General features: G+C 36.2%; 18 protein-coding genes, 1 riboswitch and 2 other annotated features. Of the genes, 15 read left to right on the top strand and 3 right to left on the bottom strand.

Features of this window, described 5'->3' with window-relative positions; all coding sequences use genetic code 11:
- The 6 genes from DN393_RS23200 (at window position 1) to DN393_RS23175 (ending at window position 5,821) form a co-directional block, all read left to right on the top strand.
- The gene (locus DN393_RS23200) at window positions 1-1,623 is read left to right on the top strand and encodes a nitrite/sulfite reductase (RefSeq protein WP_088048384.1); all 1,623 of its coding nucleotides are present in this window, start codon (window positions 1-3) and stop codon (window positions 1,621-1,623) included.
- A 10-nt stretch (window positions 1,624-1,633) separates the two neighbouring features.
- Window positions 1,634-1,834 carry a DUF3906 family protein gene (locus DN393_RS23195; protein WP_064476658.1) on the top strand — a complete coding sequence of 67 codons (201 nt, stop codon included), beginning with the start codon at window positions 1,634-1,636 and terminating at the stop codon, window positions 1,832-1,834.
- 85 nt (window positions 1,835-1,919) lie between these two features.
- Window positions 1,920-2,696 carry a uroporphyrinogen-III C-methyltransferase gene (gene cobA, locus DN393_RS23190; protein WP_000521275.1) on the top strand — a complete coding sequence of 259 codons (777 nt, stop codon included), beginning with the start codon at window positions 1,920-1,922 and terminating at the stop codon, window positions 2,694-2,696.
- Between the two features lies 1 nt (window position 2,697).
- Window positions 2,698-3,453, top strand: coding sequence for a sirohydrochlorin chelatase (locus tag DN393_RS23185; protein ID WP_088048385.1), 756 nt, complete (start codon window positions 2,698-2,700; stop codon window positions 3,451-3,453).
- Complete coding sequence (locus tag DN393_RS23180; protein ID WP_149173976.1) at window positions 3,428-4,045, top strand: NAD(P)-binding protein; 618 nt, start codon at window positions 3,428-3,430, stop codon at window positions 4,043-4,045. The genes DN393_RS23185 and DN393_RS23180 overlap by 26 nt, the downstream gene beginning before the upstream one ends.
- Before the next feature lie 61 nt (window positions 4,046-4,106).
- Window positions 4,107-4,354 (top strand) — a binding site (T-box leader).
- A gap of 111 nt (window positions 4,355-4,465) precedes the next feature.
- Window positions 4,466-5,821, top strand: a complete 1,356-nt coding sequence (locus tag DN393_RS23175) for a sodium-dependent transporter (RefSeq protein ID WP_064476656.1) — start codon at window positions 4,466-4,468, stop codon at window positions 5,819-5,821.
- Window positions 5,822-5,851: 30 nt separating this feature from the next.
- On the opposite strand, the gene DN393_RS31695 is transcribed toward DN393_RS23175, so the two are convergent.
- Both DN393_RS31695 and DN393_RS23170 read right to left on the bottom strand, forming a co-directional pair.
- The gene (locus DN393_RS31695; protein ID WP_001096003.1) at window positions 5,852-6,013 is read right to left on the bottom strand and encodes a hypothetical protein; all 162 of its coding nucleotides are present in this window, start codon (window positions 6,011-6,013) and stop codon (window positions 5,852-5,854) included.
- A 102-nt stretch (window positions 6,014-6,115) separates the two neighbouring features.
- Window positions 6,116-7,387, bottom strand: a complete 1,272-nt coding sequence (locus tag DN393_RS23170) for a murein hydrolase activator EnvC family protein (RefSeq protein ID WP_064476655.1) — start codon at window positions 7,385-7,387, stop codon at window positions 6,116-6,118.
- A gap of 493 nt (window positions 7,388-7,880) precedes the next feature.
- On the opposite strand from DN393_RS23170, the gene gltP reads away from it, so the two are divergent.
- From gltP to DN393_RS23125, 9 genes are all read left to right on the top strand, one after another.
- Complete coding sequence (gene gltP / locus DN393_RS23165) at window positions 7,881-9,152, top strand: glutamate/aspartate:proton symporter GltP (protein WP_064476654.1); 1,272 nt, start codon at window positions 7,881-7,883, stop codon at window positions 9,150-9,152.
- A gap of 66 nt (window positions 9,153-9,218) precedes the next feature.
- Complete coding sequence (locus tag DN393_RS23160) at window positions 9,219-9,737, top strand: ribonuclease FAU-1 family protein (RefSeq protein ID WP_088048387.1); 519 nt, start codon at window positions 9,219-9,221, stop codon at window positions 9,735-9,737.
- Between the two features lie 120 nt (window positions 9,738-9,857).
- Window positions 9,858-9,963, top strand: a riboswitch (SAM riboswitch).
- Between the two features lie 94 nt (window positions 9,964-10,057).
- Window positions 10,058-11,374 (top strand): Na+/H+ antiporter NhaC family protein, encoded by a 1,317-nt coding sequence (locus tag DN393_RS23155; RefSeq protein WP_064476694.1) that lies wholly within the window; start codon window positions 10,058-10,060, stop codon window positions 11,372-11,374.
- A 229-nt stretch (window positions 11,375-11,603) separates the two neighbouring features.
- Window positions 11,604-11,960 (top strand): lmo0954 family membrane protein, encoded by a 357-nt coding sequence (locus DN393_RS23150; RefSeq protein ID WP_048370510.1) that lies wholly within the window; start codon window positions 11,604-11,606, stop codon window positions 11,958-11,960.
- 56 nt (window positions 11,961-12,016) lie between these two features.
- Window positions 12,017-12,679 (top strand): PspA/IM30 family protein, encoded by a 663-nt coding sequence (locus DN393_RS23145; RefSeq protein ID WP_075308722.1) that lies wholly within the window; start codon window positions 12,017-12,019, stop codon window positions 12,677-12,679.
- Window positions 12,680-12,785: 106 nt separating this feature from the next.
- On the top strand, window positions 12,786-13,526 hold the full coding sequence (liaF, locus tag DN393_RS23140; protein WP_064476650.1) for a cell wall-active antibiotics response protein LiaF: 741 nt from the start codon (window positions 12,786-12,788) through the stop codon (window positions 13,524-13,526).
- Window positions 13,526-14,581, top strand: coding sequence for a sensor histidine kinase (locus tag DN393_RS23135; protein ID WP_064476649.1), 1,056 nt, complete (start codon window positions 13,526-13,528; stop codon window positions 14,579-14,581). The genes liaF and DN393_RS23135 overlap by 1 nt, the downstream gene beginning before the upstream one ends.
- Window positions 14,578-15,210, top strand: a complete 633-nt coding sequence (locus tag DN393_RS23130; protein WP_000598709.1) for a response regulator — start codon at window positions 14,578-14,580, stop codon at window positions 15,208-15,210. Before DN393_RS23135 ends, DN393_RS23130 begins: the two co-directional genes overlap by 4 nt.
- A 97-nt stretch (window positions 15,211-15,307) precedes the next feature.
- On the top strand, window positions 15,308-15,604 hold the full coding sequence (locus tag DN393_RS23125; RefSeq protein ID WP_142289442.1) for a DUF3992 domain-containing protein: 297 nt from the start codon (window positions 15,308-15,310) through the stop codon (window positions 15,602-15,604).
- A 23-nt stretch (window positions 15,605-15,627) separates the two neighbouring features.
- Here DN393_RS23125 and brnQ3 read toward each other — a convergent pair whose 3' ends face one another.
- On the bottom strand, window positions 15,628-16,983 hold the full coding sequence (gene brnQ3 / locus DN393_RS23120) for a branched-chain amino acid transport system II carrier protein BrnQ3 (RefSeq protein ID WP_064476648.1): 1,356 nt from the start codon (window positions 16,981-16,983) through the stop codon (window positions 15,628-15,630).
- A gap of 56 nt (window positions 16,984-17,039) precedes the next feature.
- Window positions 17,040-17,298 (bottom strand) — a binding site (T-box leader).
- Window positions 17,299-17,466: the final 168 nt, after the last annotated feature.

The following is a 17,466-nucleotide window of genomic DNA, read 5'->3' as shown; positions in this document are numbered from 1 at the left end:
ATGAGTTATGAAAAAGTATGGGCTAGCAATGAAAAATTAAATCAGACTGAGAAAAATAAATTAAAAAAAGATGGATTGGAAATCTTTAATGATATTCCTTACTATGCAGAGAATGGCTTCGAATCTATTCCGAAAGAAGAGTGGGACGCATTCAAATGGGCAGGGTTATATTTACAAAGACCGAAAGAAGCTGGTTATTTTATGATGCGTGTAAATATTCCTTCAGGGATTATTACGAATGCACAGGCAGAAGTGCTTGCTTCTATCGCTGAGGATTATGGACGTGACGTAATAGATATTACGACAAGACAGGCGATTCAGTTTCACTGGTTAGAAATTCATCAAATTCCAGATATTTTTAAAAGATTGGCAAGAGTTGGGTTATCTTCAGCAGGGGCGTGTGGTGATATAACGCGTAATATTACAGGGAATCCACTTGCTGGCATTGATGCAAATGAACTGTTTGATACAACTGGTATTGTGAAAGAGGTATATGACTATTTCCAACATAATGAGGAGTTTTCTAACTTACCACGTAAATTTAAAATGTCTATTAGTTCTAACATTTATAATTCAGCAAACGCAGAGATTAACTGTGTTGCATTTACACCTGCTACGAAAGAAATAGATGGTGAGAAAAAAGTTGGTTTTCATATAAAAGTAGGTGGTGGATTATCAGCTCGTCCATATTTAGCTGATGAATTAGATGTATTCGTTTTACCAGAAGAAGTGAAGACGGTAGCGATTGCGATTGCGACGATATTCCGTGATTTTGGATACCGTGAAAAACGTCATTTAGCCCGTTTGAAATTTCTAGTTGCAGACTGGGGAGCAGAGAAATTTAAAGAGAAACTAATAGAGTATACAGGACCATTGCAAAGTAAAGGAGAAAGTGCTCTCAAAGGTTGGAATGCTGGATACTTTTATGGTGTTCAAGATCAAAAACAAGATGGACTTAAATATGTAGGTTTTAATGTGCCGGTAGGACGTTTACATGCAAAAGAAATGTTTGAGATTGCAAAAATTGCTAAGCGGTATGGAAATGGACAGATTCGTACATGCAACTCTCAAAATTTCATTATTCCGAATGTTCCGCCAGAAAATGTAACGGGTTTACTGAATGAGCCGTTGTTTGAAGCAATATCAGCAAGCCCGAAATCATTTATTGGTCATGCGGTTTCCTGCACTGGTATTGAATATTGCAATCTTGCTTTAGTAGAAACGAAAGAAAGATTGCGAAAAATTGCCGAATACTTAGATACACAAATTGCACTCGATGTTCCAGTTCGTATTCATATGGTAGGATGCCCGAATTCATGTGGTCAACGTCAAATTGCTGACATTGGATTACAAGGGGTGAAAATGAAAACGAAGGAAAAAGGAATTGTTGAAGCATTTGAAATATATGTAGGTGGAACGTTGTTAGATGGAGGGGCTTACAATCAAAAGCTAAAAGGAAAAATAGATGGTGAGGACCTACCTGAAGTACTTGCATCATTTATAAGTTATTTCAAAGAGAATAAATTACCAGCCGAAACGTTTTATGATTTTGTCGGTCGTGTTGGTATAGAGACACTACAAAGAGTGTTAAATACCGTGTTAGAAGAAGTAATAGCGTCTTAGGAGGGACAATATGGATTTATATCGATTTGAAGCTATGTTAGTAAATAGTATTGTTCCGATTGTTGTTGTTGCTCAAAGTGAAGAACAGGCGTTTAAGCTCGCGGAGATGGAGCTTGAAAAGCATTTTTTACCGCTGCCAGAAGTAAAGGAGATTTCTCTATTTGAAAAAAAGAAGATTCGAAAAGGTGCGGCATTTGTTATTCATGAGTAGGGAACAGGTAATAGGAAATAATGAAAACTTCCATTCGTATATAAGGATGGAAGTTTCACTTTAATAGTAGAAATGAGGAGAGATGATGGGGAAGGTTTATATCGTTGGTGCAGGTCCTGGTGATCCAGATTTAATTACTGTGAAAGGGTTGAAATGTATTGAGAAGGCAGACGTTATTTTATACGACCGTCTCGTGAATAAAGAGTTACTTTCATACGCAAAGCCTGAAGCAGATTTAATTTATTGCGGAAAACTACCAAATTATCACACGATGAAGCAAGAGACGATTAACACGTTTCTTATTAAATATGCGAAAAAGGGAAAAGTTGTAACGAGGCTTAAGGGCGGCGATCCATTTGTATTTGGTAGAGGAGGCGAAGAAGCTGAAGCGTTAGCAAAGCAAGGTGTACCATTTGAAATCGTTCCTGGTATTTCAGCTGGAATAGCTGCTCCTGCTTATGCTGGCATTCCAGTGACACATCGTGATGCAAGTGCAAGTTTTGCTATTGTGACAGGGCATAGGAAAGAAGGTGTTGAAGAAGAAGTGAAGTGGGAACATTTAGCGAAAGGTGTAGAGACTTTAGCTGTATATATGGGGGTTAGCAATTTACCCTACATATGTGAACAACTGATGAAGCATGGAAAAGACAAAAGTACATCTGCGGCTATTATTGAGCGGGGAACGACATCAATGCAGCGCACAGTTGTTGGGACGTTAGGAACAATTGTAGATGTTGCGAAAAAAGAACAAATTCAAAATCCGAGCATGATTGTAATTGGAGAAGTGGTCCGTTTTAGAGAAAAAATCCATTGGTTTGAGAAACAGACAGAAAGTACGTATCAAGTAAGCGGAGTGTTATAAAATGAAAGCCATCTTATATATATGTCATGGAAGTCGTTTGAAAGCAGCTAAAGAAGAAGCGGTTGCATTTATTACGTCATGCATGAACCGTGTAGAGGCAAGTATTCAAGAAGTTTGTTTTTTAGAGTTAGCGAGTCCAACGATTGATGAAGGGTTCCGTACATGTGTGAAGCGTGGTGCTACAGAGATTATTGTTATTCCAGTTTTTTTATTAGCGGCAGGTCATGTGAAAAAAGATATACCGTTTGAATTGGAAAAGTTAAATAATCAATTTTTGAATGTTAAAGTGACCTACGGTAACCCGTTTGGTGTATCAGAAACACTTGTTAAATCGGTGTATAGCGGAAGTGGCATTGAACAGGAAGATAAGGATGAAGTAACGCTACTTCTCGTTGCAAGAGGGAGTAGTGATCCTGACGTATTAAGAGATATAAACTGGATCGCTTCTTTATTTCAACATGAAGAGAAAATTAAAAAAGTAGAGGTTTGTTATTTAGCGGCTGCCGAGCCAAAATTTGAGGAGAAGTTAAAGGAAGTTGTTGAACGAAAAGAAAAGAATATCGTTGTATTGCCTTACTTATTATTTACAGGTTTACTTATGAAACATATTGAAAAAGAAGTGCGCCAATATGAGTCGGATGAGATAAAAATAAGTCCGTATTTAGGAAAAAATGAAGCGTTTCAATATATGTTAATTCAGAAAACGAAGAAATTATTGAAGGGAGATCAATATGTATCCACTTACAGTGCGAGTTGAGAAGAAACGTGTTGTTGTCATTGGTGGAGGAAAAGTCGCGGGATTTAAAATTATTCCTTTACTAAAACAAGGTGCGGATATAATTGTGATAAGTCCTGAATTGGATGCGAATTTAGTGAAACTAGTGGAAGAAAAGCAAATTCGTTGGTATCAAAGGGAGTATGAAAAAAGTGATATTCAAGGTGCTTTTTTAGTTGTTGCAGCGAGTAGTGATGCCGTATTAAATGAACAAATTGCTGAAGATAGCACAGAAAATCAATTAGTAAATGTTATTACGAACCCGGAAAGTGGCAATGTTCATTTTCCGGCGGCGATTCATCGTGGATTACTGAATGTGGCTGTTTCTACTGGAGGAGCAAGTCCGAAATTGGCAAAAAAAATCCGTGATGATATCGCAAATAAATATGATGAGGCGTATGAATCGTATCTTGATTTTTTATACGAAGTTAGAATAAAAGTGAAAGAATTACAAATAGAGAAAAGAGAGAGAAATACATTGTTGCAAGAAGTATTAAATTCGATATATGTTCAAAATGAACAAAAAAGAAAATTGTTTTTACAAGAATTAGAGAGAAGAGTTCATATAGGATAATGAATAAATTGTACTTTACAACTATAAAAATATAATTTATAATCACAAGTAACTTCAATAAATGAAATCGATGAGCAAGAAGAGTATGTATATTTGATACGTTCAGAGAGCTGGGGTAAGGTGGGAGCCCGGTACGATAAAATATACAGAATGGGCTTGCGAGAGGTATGTTGAACATTGTAGTAGGCAACCCGGGTTCCGCCGTTAAAAGGATAGAGTATCGGAGTTTTCCTGTACTTGAACAAGTGGGATTTATCAATCCAATTGAGGTGGTACCACGGTATTTACATTACATATATCGTCCTCTACATGCATATTTGCGTGTAGGGGACTTTTTTATTTTCTAAAGGAGGTGTGCGAGTATGAAATGAAAGTGTATAATTAATAAAAGTTTAAATATTCAGAAAAGGAGAATTTATGATGAAAGAAACACAGCAATGGACGTCGAAAATAGGCTTTGTACTCGCAGCAGCCGGAGCCGCAGTAGGTCTTGGTGCCATATGGAAATTTCCATATGTTGCAGGTAATGGTGGGGGAGGCGCATTCTTCCTTGTATTTTTACTATTAACTTTATTTATAGGTATGCCTTTACTATTAGCGGAGTTTGTTATTGGACGTAGCACTCAAAAAGAGGCGGTTACAGCTTATAAAGTACTAGTACCAAATAGTAAAGTATATCCTTGGATTGGTCGTATGGGAGTTGTAACTTGTTTTAGTGTACTCTCTTTCTATAGTGTTGTAGGTGGATGGATTTTACTGTATTTATACTATAGTGTTACAGGAAGCTTCTGGAATGGTGTTGTTGATTATGGAAAATTATTTGGTGAAACGATTTCAAATCCAGTAAGTGCGATTGGAGCGCAATTTATCTTTATGCTTTGTACTATTTTTGTAGTAAGTAAAGGTGTAGAGAAGGGAATAGAAAAGGCAAGTAAGTATATGATGCCGCTATTATTTATTTTGTTTATTGCAATCATAGTTCGTGCTTTAACACTTGATGGTGCTTTTGCTGGGGTAGAGTTCTTCTTGAAACCAGATTTTTCAAAGCTGACAGCAGATACGATTTTATACGCGATGGGACAATCGTTCTTCTCACTAACAGTAGGTGCCTCAGTAATGGTCACGTATAGTTCGTACTTGAAGAAAGAAGAACATTTAGCTAAATCAGCAACATCTATTGTAAGTTTAACGGTTTTTGTTACAGTACTTGCAGGATTAGCAATTTTCCCGGCGATTTTCGCATTAGGCGTTAAGCCGACTGAAGGACCAGGACTACTGTTTATCGTCCTTCCGGCAGTATTTGCGAAAATACCATTTGGACAATTTTTCTTCATTATGTTTTTAGTTTTATTCTTCTTTGCAACGTTAACATCTGCTATTTCCATGCTTGAAATTGTAGTAGCATCTGTTGCGAAAGATAATGAGAAAAAGCGTCCGTCAGCATCATTATTAATTGGTATTCTTATTTTTGCAGTTGGAATCCCGTCAGCATTATCGTTTGGAATTATGAGTGATGTGAAAATATTTGGTAAGACATTCTTTGATTTCGTCGATTTTTCGGTAAGTAATGTATTGCTGCCACTCGGAGTACTAGCCATTTCGCTATTCGTACCAAATAAAATGAGTAAAGAGATGTTAATGAAAGAATTAGAAGTTACGGAAACGAAAGGTAAAACATTATTTAATATTTGGTTCTTCTTGCTTCGTTATGTTATTCCAGTAACTGTAATTATTGTATTTTTAAATGCGATAGGCGTATTTAAAATGTTTGCATAATAAAAAGACGGAGATTTCTCCGTCTTTTTATTATGTTGTAGGTGTATTTAATAAACGATTATATGCTTTATAGGCTGTGACGACTGCGATAAATGATCCGATTAAAAATAATGCTGAGCCGCCAAATGTAAATAGCCGGCCGATGTAAGTTTCTCTAGCCTCTTCTATTTTTTGTTGTAATTGTGTATTCATATGATTCACCCCGTAAAATATAGGCGTTTAGTTGTAGTCTATGTGGAATGCCTATATTGTGTGAAGGGTATAGAAAAAACTCGGTGTGCACCGAGTTTTTTTCTATAATCCGATATAAGGAGATGGATCAACTGCATTTGTCTTGCCGACATTCCATTCTCCAAGGTGAAGTTCGAAGTGTAAATGTTGTCCGTATGATTGGCCAGTGTTCCCCATAAATCCAAGTTGAGTGCCTTGTTTTACGGTTTGTCCATTTGATACAGAACGGCTACTCATATGAGCATATACTGTCGTATATGTTTTTCCGTTTATACGGTGAGATAAATACACAACGTTTCCGTAACTAGATGATAATTCCGAGCGGATAACAACGCCGTCAGCGGCGGCAATAATTGGAACGGTTCCTGAAGCTGCGATATCGATTCCTTTATGGTTATCTATAGAGCGCACACCAAAGCCAGAAGTTTTTGATCCAGCTGCTGGCTTAATAAATCCGCCAATATTTGTATCGTGTGGTGTTGGAGCTGCTTGAGCTGTTTGAGCAGATGTAGTAGCTTGTTTACGAGCTTCTTCTGCCTTGCGAGCTTCCTCAGCTTTACGAGCCTCTTCGGCACGCTTTTCTTCTTCAATTGCTTTTTGAACAGCTTGACGCTGATTTTCTAGAATACCTTTGGATTCTTCTAACCCTTCAATCTCTGAATCTACTTTTGCTACTTTCGTATGTAGATCGCTAATAAATGTTTGCTGTTGTTGTTGATTCGTTTGCAACTCTTGTTGTTTTTGAACTAATTTCTGTTCAGCGTCTTTTAGTTGTTGCTCTTTTTTCTCAACAGCCTCTTTTTCTTTCGTCACAGCATTTTGATCAGTTGTTTGTTTTTTCACAATATCAGTATCGTTGTTTAAAATTAAACTTACAGAGTACATATTATCAACAAGATCAGCAATGTTTGTAGAAGTTGTTATTACCTCTGTAATGATATTTGTACGAGGTTTTTCTTGCATAGATTGTAAACGTTGCTTAATAACTTCCTGACGCGTATCTATGTTTGTTTGTAATTGCTCTATATGTTTCTTTTTTTCAGTAATTACTTGTTGTGTTTTGTTAATTTCTTTTTTTGTATCGTTTAATTCAGCTTCGTTTTTATTAATAGAAGTAGTTAAGTCGTCAATTTTCTTTTGTAATTCTTGAATTTCTTTTTCTATTTGTTCTTTCTCAGCTGATTTATTTTGTAAGTCATTTTGTTTTCCTTCTAATTCAGATTGAATATTAGATAATTTATCTTGATTCGTTTCAGCGTATACGGGTGAAAGTAGTGGAGAAACAAAAATCGTTCCTACTGCTAAAACACTAAACGCCGCAAATTTCTTTTTCATAGTTGTCTGGCTCCTTTCCCTATGAATGTTATATATCATAAGAAGAAGAGTGTCTATCGTTGTAACCATAATGTAAAGAAAATTTTATAAAATTGCTAAGTTTTGTCGGAAATTATCATTTTTTAATGATAATTGTCATGTTGGATGCGCTTTTTTATTCGTTCAACAAGGATGTATTTTTTGGATTTTGTTGTAAAATAAAGGAAAAATATATTTGTTTTATATAGTGAAATAGTAGACAGGAATCCAATGAAACACTGATAAGGAATCGTTCTCATGTGAGGTTTTCTGACATGGGTTTTGTTTTTGTCAAGAAAATTATTTGCATTCGGGCAAAGTTATTTTGTTGTCAGATTTTAAATTTTGATTTATGATTTTTAACAGGGACAAAATGTAGTGAATTGTCGAATAATATGTAATACTCTTAATTTCGAGTTTTATAGAGATAGAATGAGAGATAGAGTGACACATCGAAGAGGGGGTTACAACAAATATGAAAAGAATAGGACTTGCATGGCAAATATTAATAGGACTTGCGCTTGGTATTGCAGTTGGGGCGATTTTCTTTGGCAATCCGGCAGTGGTGAGTTACTTACAACCAATTGGTGATATTTTCATCCGATTAATTAAAATGATCGTTGTACCGATTGTTGTAGCAAGTATTGTTGTTGGGGTTGCTGGTGTTGGCGATGTTAAAAAATTAGGTCGACTAGGCGGAAAAACAATTCTTTATTTTGAAATTATTACAACAATTGCAATTATTGTCGGTCTATTGATTGCGAATATTTTCCAACCTGGAAAAGGCGTAAATATGGAGCAGTTAACAAAGACAGATATTTCGAAATATACACATACGACAGAGCAAGTGCAAAGTCATTCCTTTGCAGATACATTTGTAAATATTGTTCCAACGAACATTATGAAGTCATTAGCTGACGGAGATATGCTTGCTATTATCTTCTTCTCTGTACTATTTGGTTTAGGTGTAGCAGCAATTGGTGAAAGAGGAAGACCGGTTCTTCAATTTTTCCAAGGTGTAGCTGATGCAATGTTTTACGTAACGAACCAGGTTATGAAATTTGCACCATTTGGTGTGTTTGCGCTAATTGGAGTTACAGTTTCTACATTTGGTCTCGCTTCATTAATTCCATTAGGGAAATTATTAATTGTAGTATACGGAGCAATGATTTTCTTCGTTGTAGTCGTATTAGGACTTACAGCGAAAATATTTGGAATTAACATTTTCCAATTCTTTAAGATTTTAAAAGACGAGCTGATTTTAGCATATTCTACAGCTAGTTCAGAAACAGTTTTACCGAAAATCATGGAGAAAATGGAGAAGTTCGGTTGTCCGAAAGCAATTACATCTTTCGTTATTCCGACAGGTTATTCATTTAACTTAGATGGATCAACTTTATATCAAGCAATTGCGGCTATTTTCTTAGCGCAAATGTACGGTATTGATTTATCTATTACACAACAAATTACATTATTACTTGTATTGATGGTAACATCAAAAGGTATCGCAGGCGTACCGGGCGTATCATTCGTTGTATTATTAGCGACACTTGGTACAGTAGGTATTCCACCTGAAGGTTTAGCATTCATCGCTGGTATTGACCGTATTTTAGATATGGCTCGTACAGCAGTTAACGTTGTAGGTAACTCTTTAGCAGCTGTAGTTATGTCTAAGTGGGAAGGTCAGTATGACGCTGAAAAAGGACAAGCCTACTTGAAAGAAATTTCTAATAAGCAAGCAGCTTAATTATAATTTGAACAAGCTCTCACATAATATGTGGGGGCTTTTCTATATAGAAGGGGAGCGGACGTAATGAAACGTAAATATGGTGACGGTTCTTCGTGGAAGCGACTAATAGAGAAGAATTATACGGTTAAGCAAGTAGAAGAAGGAATGCTAGGAATATTAGAAATAAAAAAGGTAAGAGAACCTAGTTGTAAAGAATATGATGGTAAAGAACTTTGTATCGCAGGGAATCAATATACGTGGATTCAATATTTCATAGACGGGAAAAACTTTGCGATTACAGCTATGTTAGATGATCAGAAAAAATTAGTGCAATATTATATCGATGTGGCGAAAGAATATAAAATTGACGACCGTGGTTTACCGTATTTTGATGATTTATATTTAGATGTAGTGTTATTACCGAACGGTAAAATGTATATATTGGATGAAGATGAGCTAGAGGATGCTTATAAAAGTAGCGATGTTACAAAAGAAGAGTATGAGTTAGCTTGGTACACTACGAAATGGATAATAGATGCAATAAAAAATAATGAATATTATTGGATTTCAATATTGGAAGAAGAAATCAAAAAGTTAAAATGATTGTTGTATTCAAATTTTTGCATAATTACCAAAAAAATCTATACAAAAAATAATTGACTTTTGTTTTGTAAGCGAGTAAAGTTAGGGAAGAAATTATTATTAAAAAATAAATATGAAACCTTCTTATAAAGAGAGGCGGAGGGACTGGCCCTACGATGCCTCGGCAGCGGACTCGATTTCAGAGTGCTGTGCCAAATCCAGCAAGCATGTGCTTGAAAGATGAGAAGAGTGTTTCTTATAGATGTATAAGACCTCTTCTCATTGGAAGAGGTCTTTTGTTATTCATTAGAAAAAGGTTGAAACTAGGGAGAGATGGTACTTTGAAAGAAACGAGAGGAAATGGTTTGGCTTTATTACCGCTTGGGATATTTTTGGCGCTATTTATTGGTTCTGGAATTATTACAGGTGATTTCTATAAATTGCCGATACTTGTAGCAATTTCAATTGCTGTAGGGGTCGCTTTAGCAATGAATCGTAAAGAAAGCTTTAATGTAAAAGTAGAACGATTTGCTAAAGGTGCAGGGAACCCAGATATTATGATTATGGTTCTAATTTTTGTGCTTGCAGGAGCATTTTCTGAAACGGCAAAAGGGATGGGCGGCGTTGATTCTACAGTTAACCTAGCGTTATCAATTTTACCGCAAGGGTTTATCGTAGCTGGAATTTTTGTTATAGGGGCATTTATTTCATTAGCGATGGGAACTTCAATGGGAACGATTGCTGCATTAGCACCGATTGCTGTAGGTATTAGTGGGCAAACTGATATCTCAATTGCACTTACGATGGCTACCGTTGTTGGCGGAGCGATGTTTGGTGATAATTTATCATTTATTTCAGATACAACAATCGCAGCTGTACGTTCGCAAGGAACAGAAATGAAAGATAAGTTTAAAACGAACTTTTTAATTGTATTACCAGCGGCTATTATTACAATTGTACTATTAGTAATCATTACTTTAGGAAGCGATACGCAGATTAAAGCGCATAGCTTTGACTGGATAAAGATTTTACCGTATGCAGGAGTACTTATTACAGCATTGCTTGGTTGGAATGTACTTATTGTGTTAACTGGTGGAACTGTACTATCTGGCGTTATCGGTCTTTTAGATGGAAGTTACACGTTAGAGAGTTTCTTTAAAAGTGTAACGTCTGGAATGGGCGGTATGATGGAGTTAGTATTACTTGCTATTTTAATTGGTGGTATGGTCGAACTGATTCAATATAACGGTGGCATTCAATATTTAATGAATCTTTTAACGCGTAACATTCGTTCGAAAAAAGGAGCAGAGTTCGGTATTGCTGGCTTAGTGAGTCTGACGAATATGTGTACAGCGAATAATACGATTTCTATTATCTTTACAGGTCCACTTGCGAAAAACATTGCAGATCAATATGAAATTGACCCTCGTAAATCAGCGAGTGTATTAGATCTTTTCTCATGCTGTGTGCAAGGATTAATTCCGTATGGTGCGCAAATGTTAACGGCAGCAGGATTTGCGGCGTTATCTCCGATTGAATTGTTACCATATGCGTTTTATCCAATCTTAGTTGGAGTATGTGGAATCATTTCTATATTAATTGGTTTCCCGAGGTTTTCTAAAGTAGCGGGAAAGAAAGAGTATCACAAAACAGCATAATTTAAAATGAAGTTTATGAATCGTAACGAAAGCCGTACAGAGAATGTTCTCTGTACGGCTTTTTATGTGCGATAAAAGAGTGAATCATCCTATCCTACCGCATATTTTTACAAAAGGCTGAATGCAACTCAGTCTTAAGTCTGAGTCGAAAACGGTTCTTAAGCTCGTTATGGAAAAGTGAAAAAATAGTTAAGATAAGAGTATCAAATCGAAGGGAGGCAAGCACAAGATGAAACAATTTCTAGCGTTTATCGCGGCCGGTATTTTGGCTTTAATTGCTCTTGGTAGTCTTGCTGGTATTGTAGGATTCGCAATCGGAGCAGGAGTTGTGTACTGGAGCTATAAATCATTTGTGCGAGCACAATCATTTTTTGGAAAGTTAGCTTGGGGTATTGTAGGTTTGATCGGCTTGTCCATCGCACTTTCGCACTCCCCAGCATTAATCGGTATCGCAGCATTAGTAGTTTTATACTACGGATACCGTGAGTGGAAAAAAGAAAAAAATGTAGTTGTTGATTCTGCACCAGAAAGTTCTAAACCATATAGCAACTTTGAAGATGAGTGGAACAAGTTAATGAAAAACTAATAAAAAATTAATAAAAACCAAATCAAATTGATAAAGTAGAAGAGAGGAAGATTATAATGAAACAATCTTTATTCGGACGTGTACGCGATGCAATTTTAGCAGATTTTCATAATGTGTTAGATGAGAAAGAAAGAAAGAATCCAATCGCGATGTTAAACCAATATTTACGCGATAGTGAGCGTGAAATAACAAAAATTGAGAAGTTAATTGAGCGCCACAAAACATTAAAATCTAATTTCGCTCGTGAGCTTGAGCAAGCACGTTATTTCGTTAATAAAAGATCAAAGCAAGCGATCGTCGCTCAAGAAGCAGGCGAATTACAACTACATGAGCGTGCGTTAGAAGAAGTAGCGTATTATGAAGGGCAAGTAACTCGATTAGAAGAAATGTATGCAGGTGTTGTAGATCAAATTGATGAGTTAGAGCGTCGTCTTGCTGAGATGAAAAATAAATTAAAAGAAATGCATGCAAAACGTATGGAATTAATGGCACGTGAAAATATGGCACATGCAAATCGTCGTATGAATACAGCGATGCATAAAATGGATGAAAATAATCCGTTCTTACGCTTTGAAGAAATTGAAGATCATATTCGCGACTTAGAATCTCGTATAAATGAGGAGCATGAACGTGACACATTTGATATGAAGATTGCAAAGCTTGAGCGTGAAATGAAAGAGAAGAATGATGTATCGTTAACGAAAGAGTTAACAAAATAATAGTAGTATATTATAAAACAGGCTTATGATATAGTGATAGGAGAAAAGGTGTTGGAAAGCAATGCCTTTTCTTCTATGTATATGTGACAAGAAGGGGGGAGCTGAAATGAAGAAGCATTTTTCAAAAACACAATTAATGGGGATGCTCCTCATCATATTTGGATTCGGTCTTTTTCTTGATATGATACTTGGACATTTTGAACCAGGTGGTCTCATTTTTGCATTTATTATGCTTATGTTTGGAAGGCATTATCGTAAGAAGAATCGTTACGTACGGGGAAATGTATTTTTATTTGTTGGTGGTATCGTATTTCTATTCTTCTTATTTTCATCAGCAGCATTTGTTCTTGTCGTATTTGCTTGTTTAGCTTTAGTTGGTTATCAACTGATTCAACAAGGACATCAGCAAAAAGCAATGAAGGTTGAAATTAAAGAAAAAGGGATTATAGACGAAGAGAAGCAAATATATCGCACAGAACCATATTTAAAAAATATGTTTGTAGGGAATATACGAATGATGGATCATATTTATGAACTTGAGGATATTAATGTTCAATATGGTGCTTGTGATGTGGAAATAGATTTAACAACTGCTATGATCCCAGAAGGGGAGACGGTAATTGTTATTCGAGGTGTCGTTGGTAATATTCGTTTATATGTGCCATATGATATTGAACTGTCTTTAAATCATTCTGTTATTGTTGGACGTGTGATCCTGCCAGGTCATGAAGAGACAGGGTTTAACCGCAATGTTACATTTAGAACAGAGCAGTATAAAGAAGCTCCTCGTCGTATTAAAATAATTTCTTCGCTTGTCGTAGGCGATACGGAAGTGAGGAAAGTATAATGAAGAAACAAAAAAATATTTCGTGGATGTATATTCGTTATTCTATGTTGTCTTCTGTTAGTATCGCACTCATTTGTACAATTGTATACGTATGGAAAAGCGAGCAACAAGTGTATGATTTATTATGGAAGGAATCCATCGCTTCTGTTCCAATTGGCTTGTTTATTATGACTACAAGTTTACTTATCGGGGGAATTGTAGGATATGCAATCGGTTACTATATAGAGCAGCGTATACAAGGGTTAAATACTTTTCTATTTGAAGTGGAGCGAGGGAATTTTCCGAGCGATGTTTCGTTTACTGCAGATGATGAATTTCATGAAGTAGAACGAAAAGTAATCGGTCTTGCTCGTCGATTAGAGGAGCAAGCTGGACTCTTTCAAAAAGTAACGAATGAACGAGCTCATTGGAATGAAGAGATGAGACAAGAAGCGATATCCCAAGAAAGGCATCGATTGGCGAGGGAGCTGCATGATTCTGTAAGTCAGCAGCTTTTTGCAATGTCGATGATGATGTCGGCTATTAATGAACAAGTAGCTGAAATTCCAGAAACGACAAAAAAGCAGTTGCAGCTCGTTGAAAATATGGTTGTAAATGCACAATCAGAAATGAGAGCATTGCTTCTTCATTTACGGCCTGTACAATTAGAAGGTAAGAAACTGACACAAGGTATAGAGGAATTATTAACGGAATTATCGCGAAAGCAACATATGAAAATTGAATGGCTAATCGAGCCAATAGAATTGAAAAAAGGTGTAGAAGATCATTTATTTCGTATTGTGCAAGAAGCTTTATCCAATACTTTACGACATGCGAAAGCGAAGAAAACGGAAGTACGTCTTCGGAAAATTGATCAATATGCAATTCTAAAAATTATTGATGATGGCGTTGGATTTGAAGTCGGAGTGAATAAGGCTGGTTCATATGGTTTAAGATCAATGCAAGAGCGTGTTCATGAGATTGGTGGGACATTAAAAGTACTTAGTTTCCCGGCTAAAGGGACACAAATAGAAGTAAAAGTACCGATTATGATTGAGAGAGGGGGAGAATCATGATAAAAGTGTTACTTGTCGATGATCATGAAATGGTTCGAATGGGTGTATCAGCATATTTATCAACGCAGCCAGATATAGAAGTAGTTGGAGAAGCTGAAAATGGAAGAAAAGGTTCAGAGTTAGCACTGCAATTAAGACCAGATATTATTTTGATGGATCTTGTCATGGACGAGATGGATGGGGTTGAAGCAACACGTGCTATTATTCAGGAATGGCCAGAAGCGAAAATTGTAGTTGTAACGAGCTTTTTAGATGATGAGAAATTGTACCCTGTTATTGAGGCTGGAGCGACAAGTTATTTATTAAAAACATCAAGAGCAAGTGATATAGCAGACGCTGTACGAGCTACTTATGATGGAGAAACGGTATTAGAGCCAAAAGTTACTGGTAAAATGATGTCTCGTATGCGTCAGAAGAAAGAACAGCCTTTGCATGAGGAGTTAACAGAAAGAGAGTCTGAAATTTTGTTATTAATTGCAGAGGGGAAAAGTAATCAAGAGATTGCAGATGAATTGTTTATTGCCCTCAAAACAGTAAAGACACATGTGAGTAATATTTTAAATAAGCTAAATGTAAGTGACCGGACACAGGCGGTTATTTATGCGTTTAGACATCAATTGACGAAATGATAAAGTGAAACTTTAATCAGTGGGGGCTATCCCACTGATTATTAGTTAACGCCAAATCTTTTTATTGACGTTAATAAATGTGAGCGTTATCATTGATTTGTTAACAGTACATACAAAGGGGAGAGAGTGTATGTTAGTTCAAACGATATTTGGCATGGATAAGTCTAAAAAATTAGGGGATTATGTGAACGCATTACAAGCGCTTTGTGCACAATATAATGTTGAAACAGATAAAATTGCAATTGTTGAGGCGACAGAAGAGTACTATTTATTTTTAGTAAAGCAAGAAGATTGCTACGATGTTGTCAAAGTAGAAACAGTGGATACAAATATCGAATATTATACGAAAGCGTATAAAATAAGCAGTTTTAATCATACTGCTTATCAAAAGTAAAAAAACTCCCTTTCGGGAGTTTTTTAGGATGCTTTTACTTCGCGGGAATCGGTTATTAAGGGAACTTTTTTCGCACCGCTTAACTTAGCGATTGTAAGGCCGATAATAGCCCCGGCTAATGCTGGTATTAACCAGCCTATTCCTTCCTTATATAAAGGGATAAATTCAAAGTATGGTGTGATAAATGAAACTGAAATACCACCTTGCTTTAATCCATCAAATACGCTTACGATTGCTGCTCCAATTAAAGCACCTACATAAACAGAGCGATATCCACCGAAATATTTATGAAGTAATGATAGGAGAACGAGTACAATTGCAATTGGATATACAACAAGTAGAATTGGAACAGAGATGGCAATAATTTTCGTTAAACCTAAGTTGGCAACTAATAATCCTAACGCACAAATGATAATCGCGAACATTTTGTATGAAAATGTAGTCAATAATGTTGAGAAATATTGACTACACGCAGATACAAGTCCAACACAAGTCGTTAGACAAGCGAGTGTAACGATTAGAGATAATAGAAGTAAACCGTATGGACCGAATAATTGCTGTACGATAACAGTAAGTAATTGTCCGCCATTTTGTGCATATCCGAGCGAGACGCTAGTTGCACCGAGCCAGCCAAGTGCACCATATACAAGTACGAGACCAGTAGCGGCAATAAGTCCTGCTTTCGCTGTTGCGATAGCAATGGATTTACGATCTTTCACACCTTTAGAGCGAATGGCATTTACAACGATAATTCCAAATGCAAGCGCAGAAATGGTATCCATCGTTAAGTATCCTTCCATAAAGCCTTTGAAGATTGGAGAAGTTTGATACTCTTGCATTGCTGGTCCTGATTGCCCGAGTGGTGTAAATACACTTTTAACAAATAGTAAGAAAATAGAGAGTAATAAAATAGGTGTTAAAATATTTCCGATGCGATCGACAAGTTTAGATGGATTTAAACTAAGCCAAAATACGATAGCGAAGAAGATGACCGTGTATAAAAATAAAGCTAGGTTACTAGAGCGAATTGTTTCCGGTAAGAAAGAACTAACACCCATTTCATAAGCGACATTTGCAACGCGTGGAATTCCCATAGAAGGACCGATTGCGATGTATACAACTACAGTAAAGAAAATTCCGAATAATGGGTGAACATGACTTGCAAGTTGTTGCATACCGTTTCCTGATAAAGAAATTGCAATAACAGTTAATAATGGTAAACCGACTCCTGTTAGTAAAAATCCAATCATTGCCGGCCAAAAGTTTTCACCTGCATTTTGTCCAAGCATGGGAGGGAAAATTAAATTACCTGCCCCAAAAAATAAAGAAAATAGCATAAGACCCGTGAAAAAAATATGTTTTTTTGATACAGTGTTCATTGTTTTTCCTCCTTTTTTAAATTCATTTGTAAGAACACAAAAAACTCGTCCCTAAAGAAAGGGACGAGTTATATTTACCCGCGATACCACCCTAATTTATACATGTAGAAATTAGTCTATATGTATACGGCTTTACAACGTACAACATGATACGTGTTCCTTGTAACGGGGGACAGCCGGTAAGAACTTACTGTGACATTCGGTTCTACTTCTCGGAGATGATTTTCGGCTACGCACTGAACGTTGGCTTTCAGCAAATCGCCAACTCTCTGGGGGACAGTCCTATAACGTACTCGTTCTCGTCAATGAATTTTTATTCAAGTATTCTGAAAGTATTGTCACATGTTTTTTTTTGAAAGTCAATATTTTTTTGAAAGATATATGTATATACGGAAATATTGAATGTGATATTCGTTGATGTAAAGGGAATGGTGGATTGTAAAACGGGAGTGAAAATTTGTAGAGAATTGTAAAATTTGTAGA

It is taken from the genome of Bacillus sp. BPN334, from assembly GCF_008368885.1.
GTDB classification, from domain to species: Bacteria; Bacillota; Bacilli; order Bacillales; family Bacillaceae_G; genus Bacillus_A; species Bacillus_A wiedmannii.
Note: the sequence above shows the minus strand (reverse complement) of the source record. Positions and strands in the feature narration are given on the sequence as shown.

Excerpts from the sequence above, each read along its gene's own strand:
- DN393_RS23200 (WP_088048384.1), top strand. The coding sequence starts at position 1 with ATGAGTTATGAAAAAGTATGGGCTAGCAATGAAAAATTAAATCAGACT.
- DN393_RS23195 (WP_064476658.1), top strand. The coding sequence starts at position 1,634 with ATGGATTTATATCGATTTGAAGCTATGTTAGTAAATAGTATTGTTCCG.
- cobA (WP_000521275.1), top strand. The coding sequence starts at position 1,920 with ATGGGGAAGGTTTATATCGTTGGTGCAGGTCCTGGTGATCCAGATTTA.
- DN393_RS23185 (WP_088048385.1), top strand. The coding sequence starts at position 2,698 with ATGAAAGCCATCTTATATATATGTCATGGAAGTCGTTTGAAAGCAGCT.
- DN393_RS23180 (WP_149173976.1), top strand. The coding sequence starts at position 3,428 with ATGTATCCACTTACAGTGCGAGTTGAGAAGAAACGTGTTGTTGTCATT.
- DN393_RS23175 (WP_064476656.1), top strand. The coding sequence starts at position 4,466 with ATGAAAGAAACACAGCAATGGACGTCGAAAATAGGCTTTGTACTCGCA.
- DN393_RS31695 (WP_001096003.1), bottom strand. The coding sequence starts at position 6,013 with ATGAATACACAATTACAACAAAAAATAGAAGAGGCTAGAGAAACTTAC.
- DN393_RS23170 (WP_064476655.1), bottom strand. The coding sequence starts at position 7,387 with ATGAAAAAGAAATTTGCGGCGTTTAGTGTTTTAGCAGTAGGAACGATT.
- gltP (WP_064476654.1), top strand. The coding sequence starts at position 7,881 with ATGAAAAGAATAGGACTTGCATGGCAAATATTAATAGGACTTGCGCTT.
- DN393_RS23160 (WP_088048387.1), top strand. The coding sequence starts at position 9,219 with ATGAAACGTAAATATGGTGACGGTTCTTCGTGGAAGCGACTAATAGAG.
- DN393_RS23150 (WP_048370510.1), top strand. The coding sequence starts at position 11,604 with ATGAAACAATTTCTAGCGTTTATCGCGGCCGGTATTTTGGCTTTAATT.
- DN393_RS23145 (WP_075308722.1), top strand. The coding sequence starts at position 12,017 with ATGAAACAATCTTTATTCGGACGTGTACGCGATGCAATTTTAGCAGAT.
- liaF (WP_064476650.1), top strand. The coding sequence starts at position 12,786 with ATGAAGAAGCATTTTTCAAAAACACAATTAATGGGGATGCTCCTCATC.
- DN393_RS23135 (WP_064476649.1), top strand. The coding sequence starts at position 13,526 with ATGAAGAAACAAAAAAATATTTCGTGGATGTATATTCGTTATTCTATG.
- DN393_RS23130 (WP_000598709.1), top strand. The coding sequence starts at position 14,578 with ATGATAAAAGTGTTACTTGTCGATGATCATGAAATGGTTCGAATGGGT.
- brnQ3 (WP_064476648.1), bottom strand. The coding sequence starts at position 16,983 with ATGAACACTGTATCAAAAAAACATATTTTTTTCACGGGTCTTATGCTA.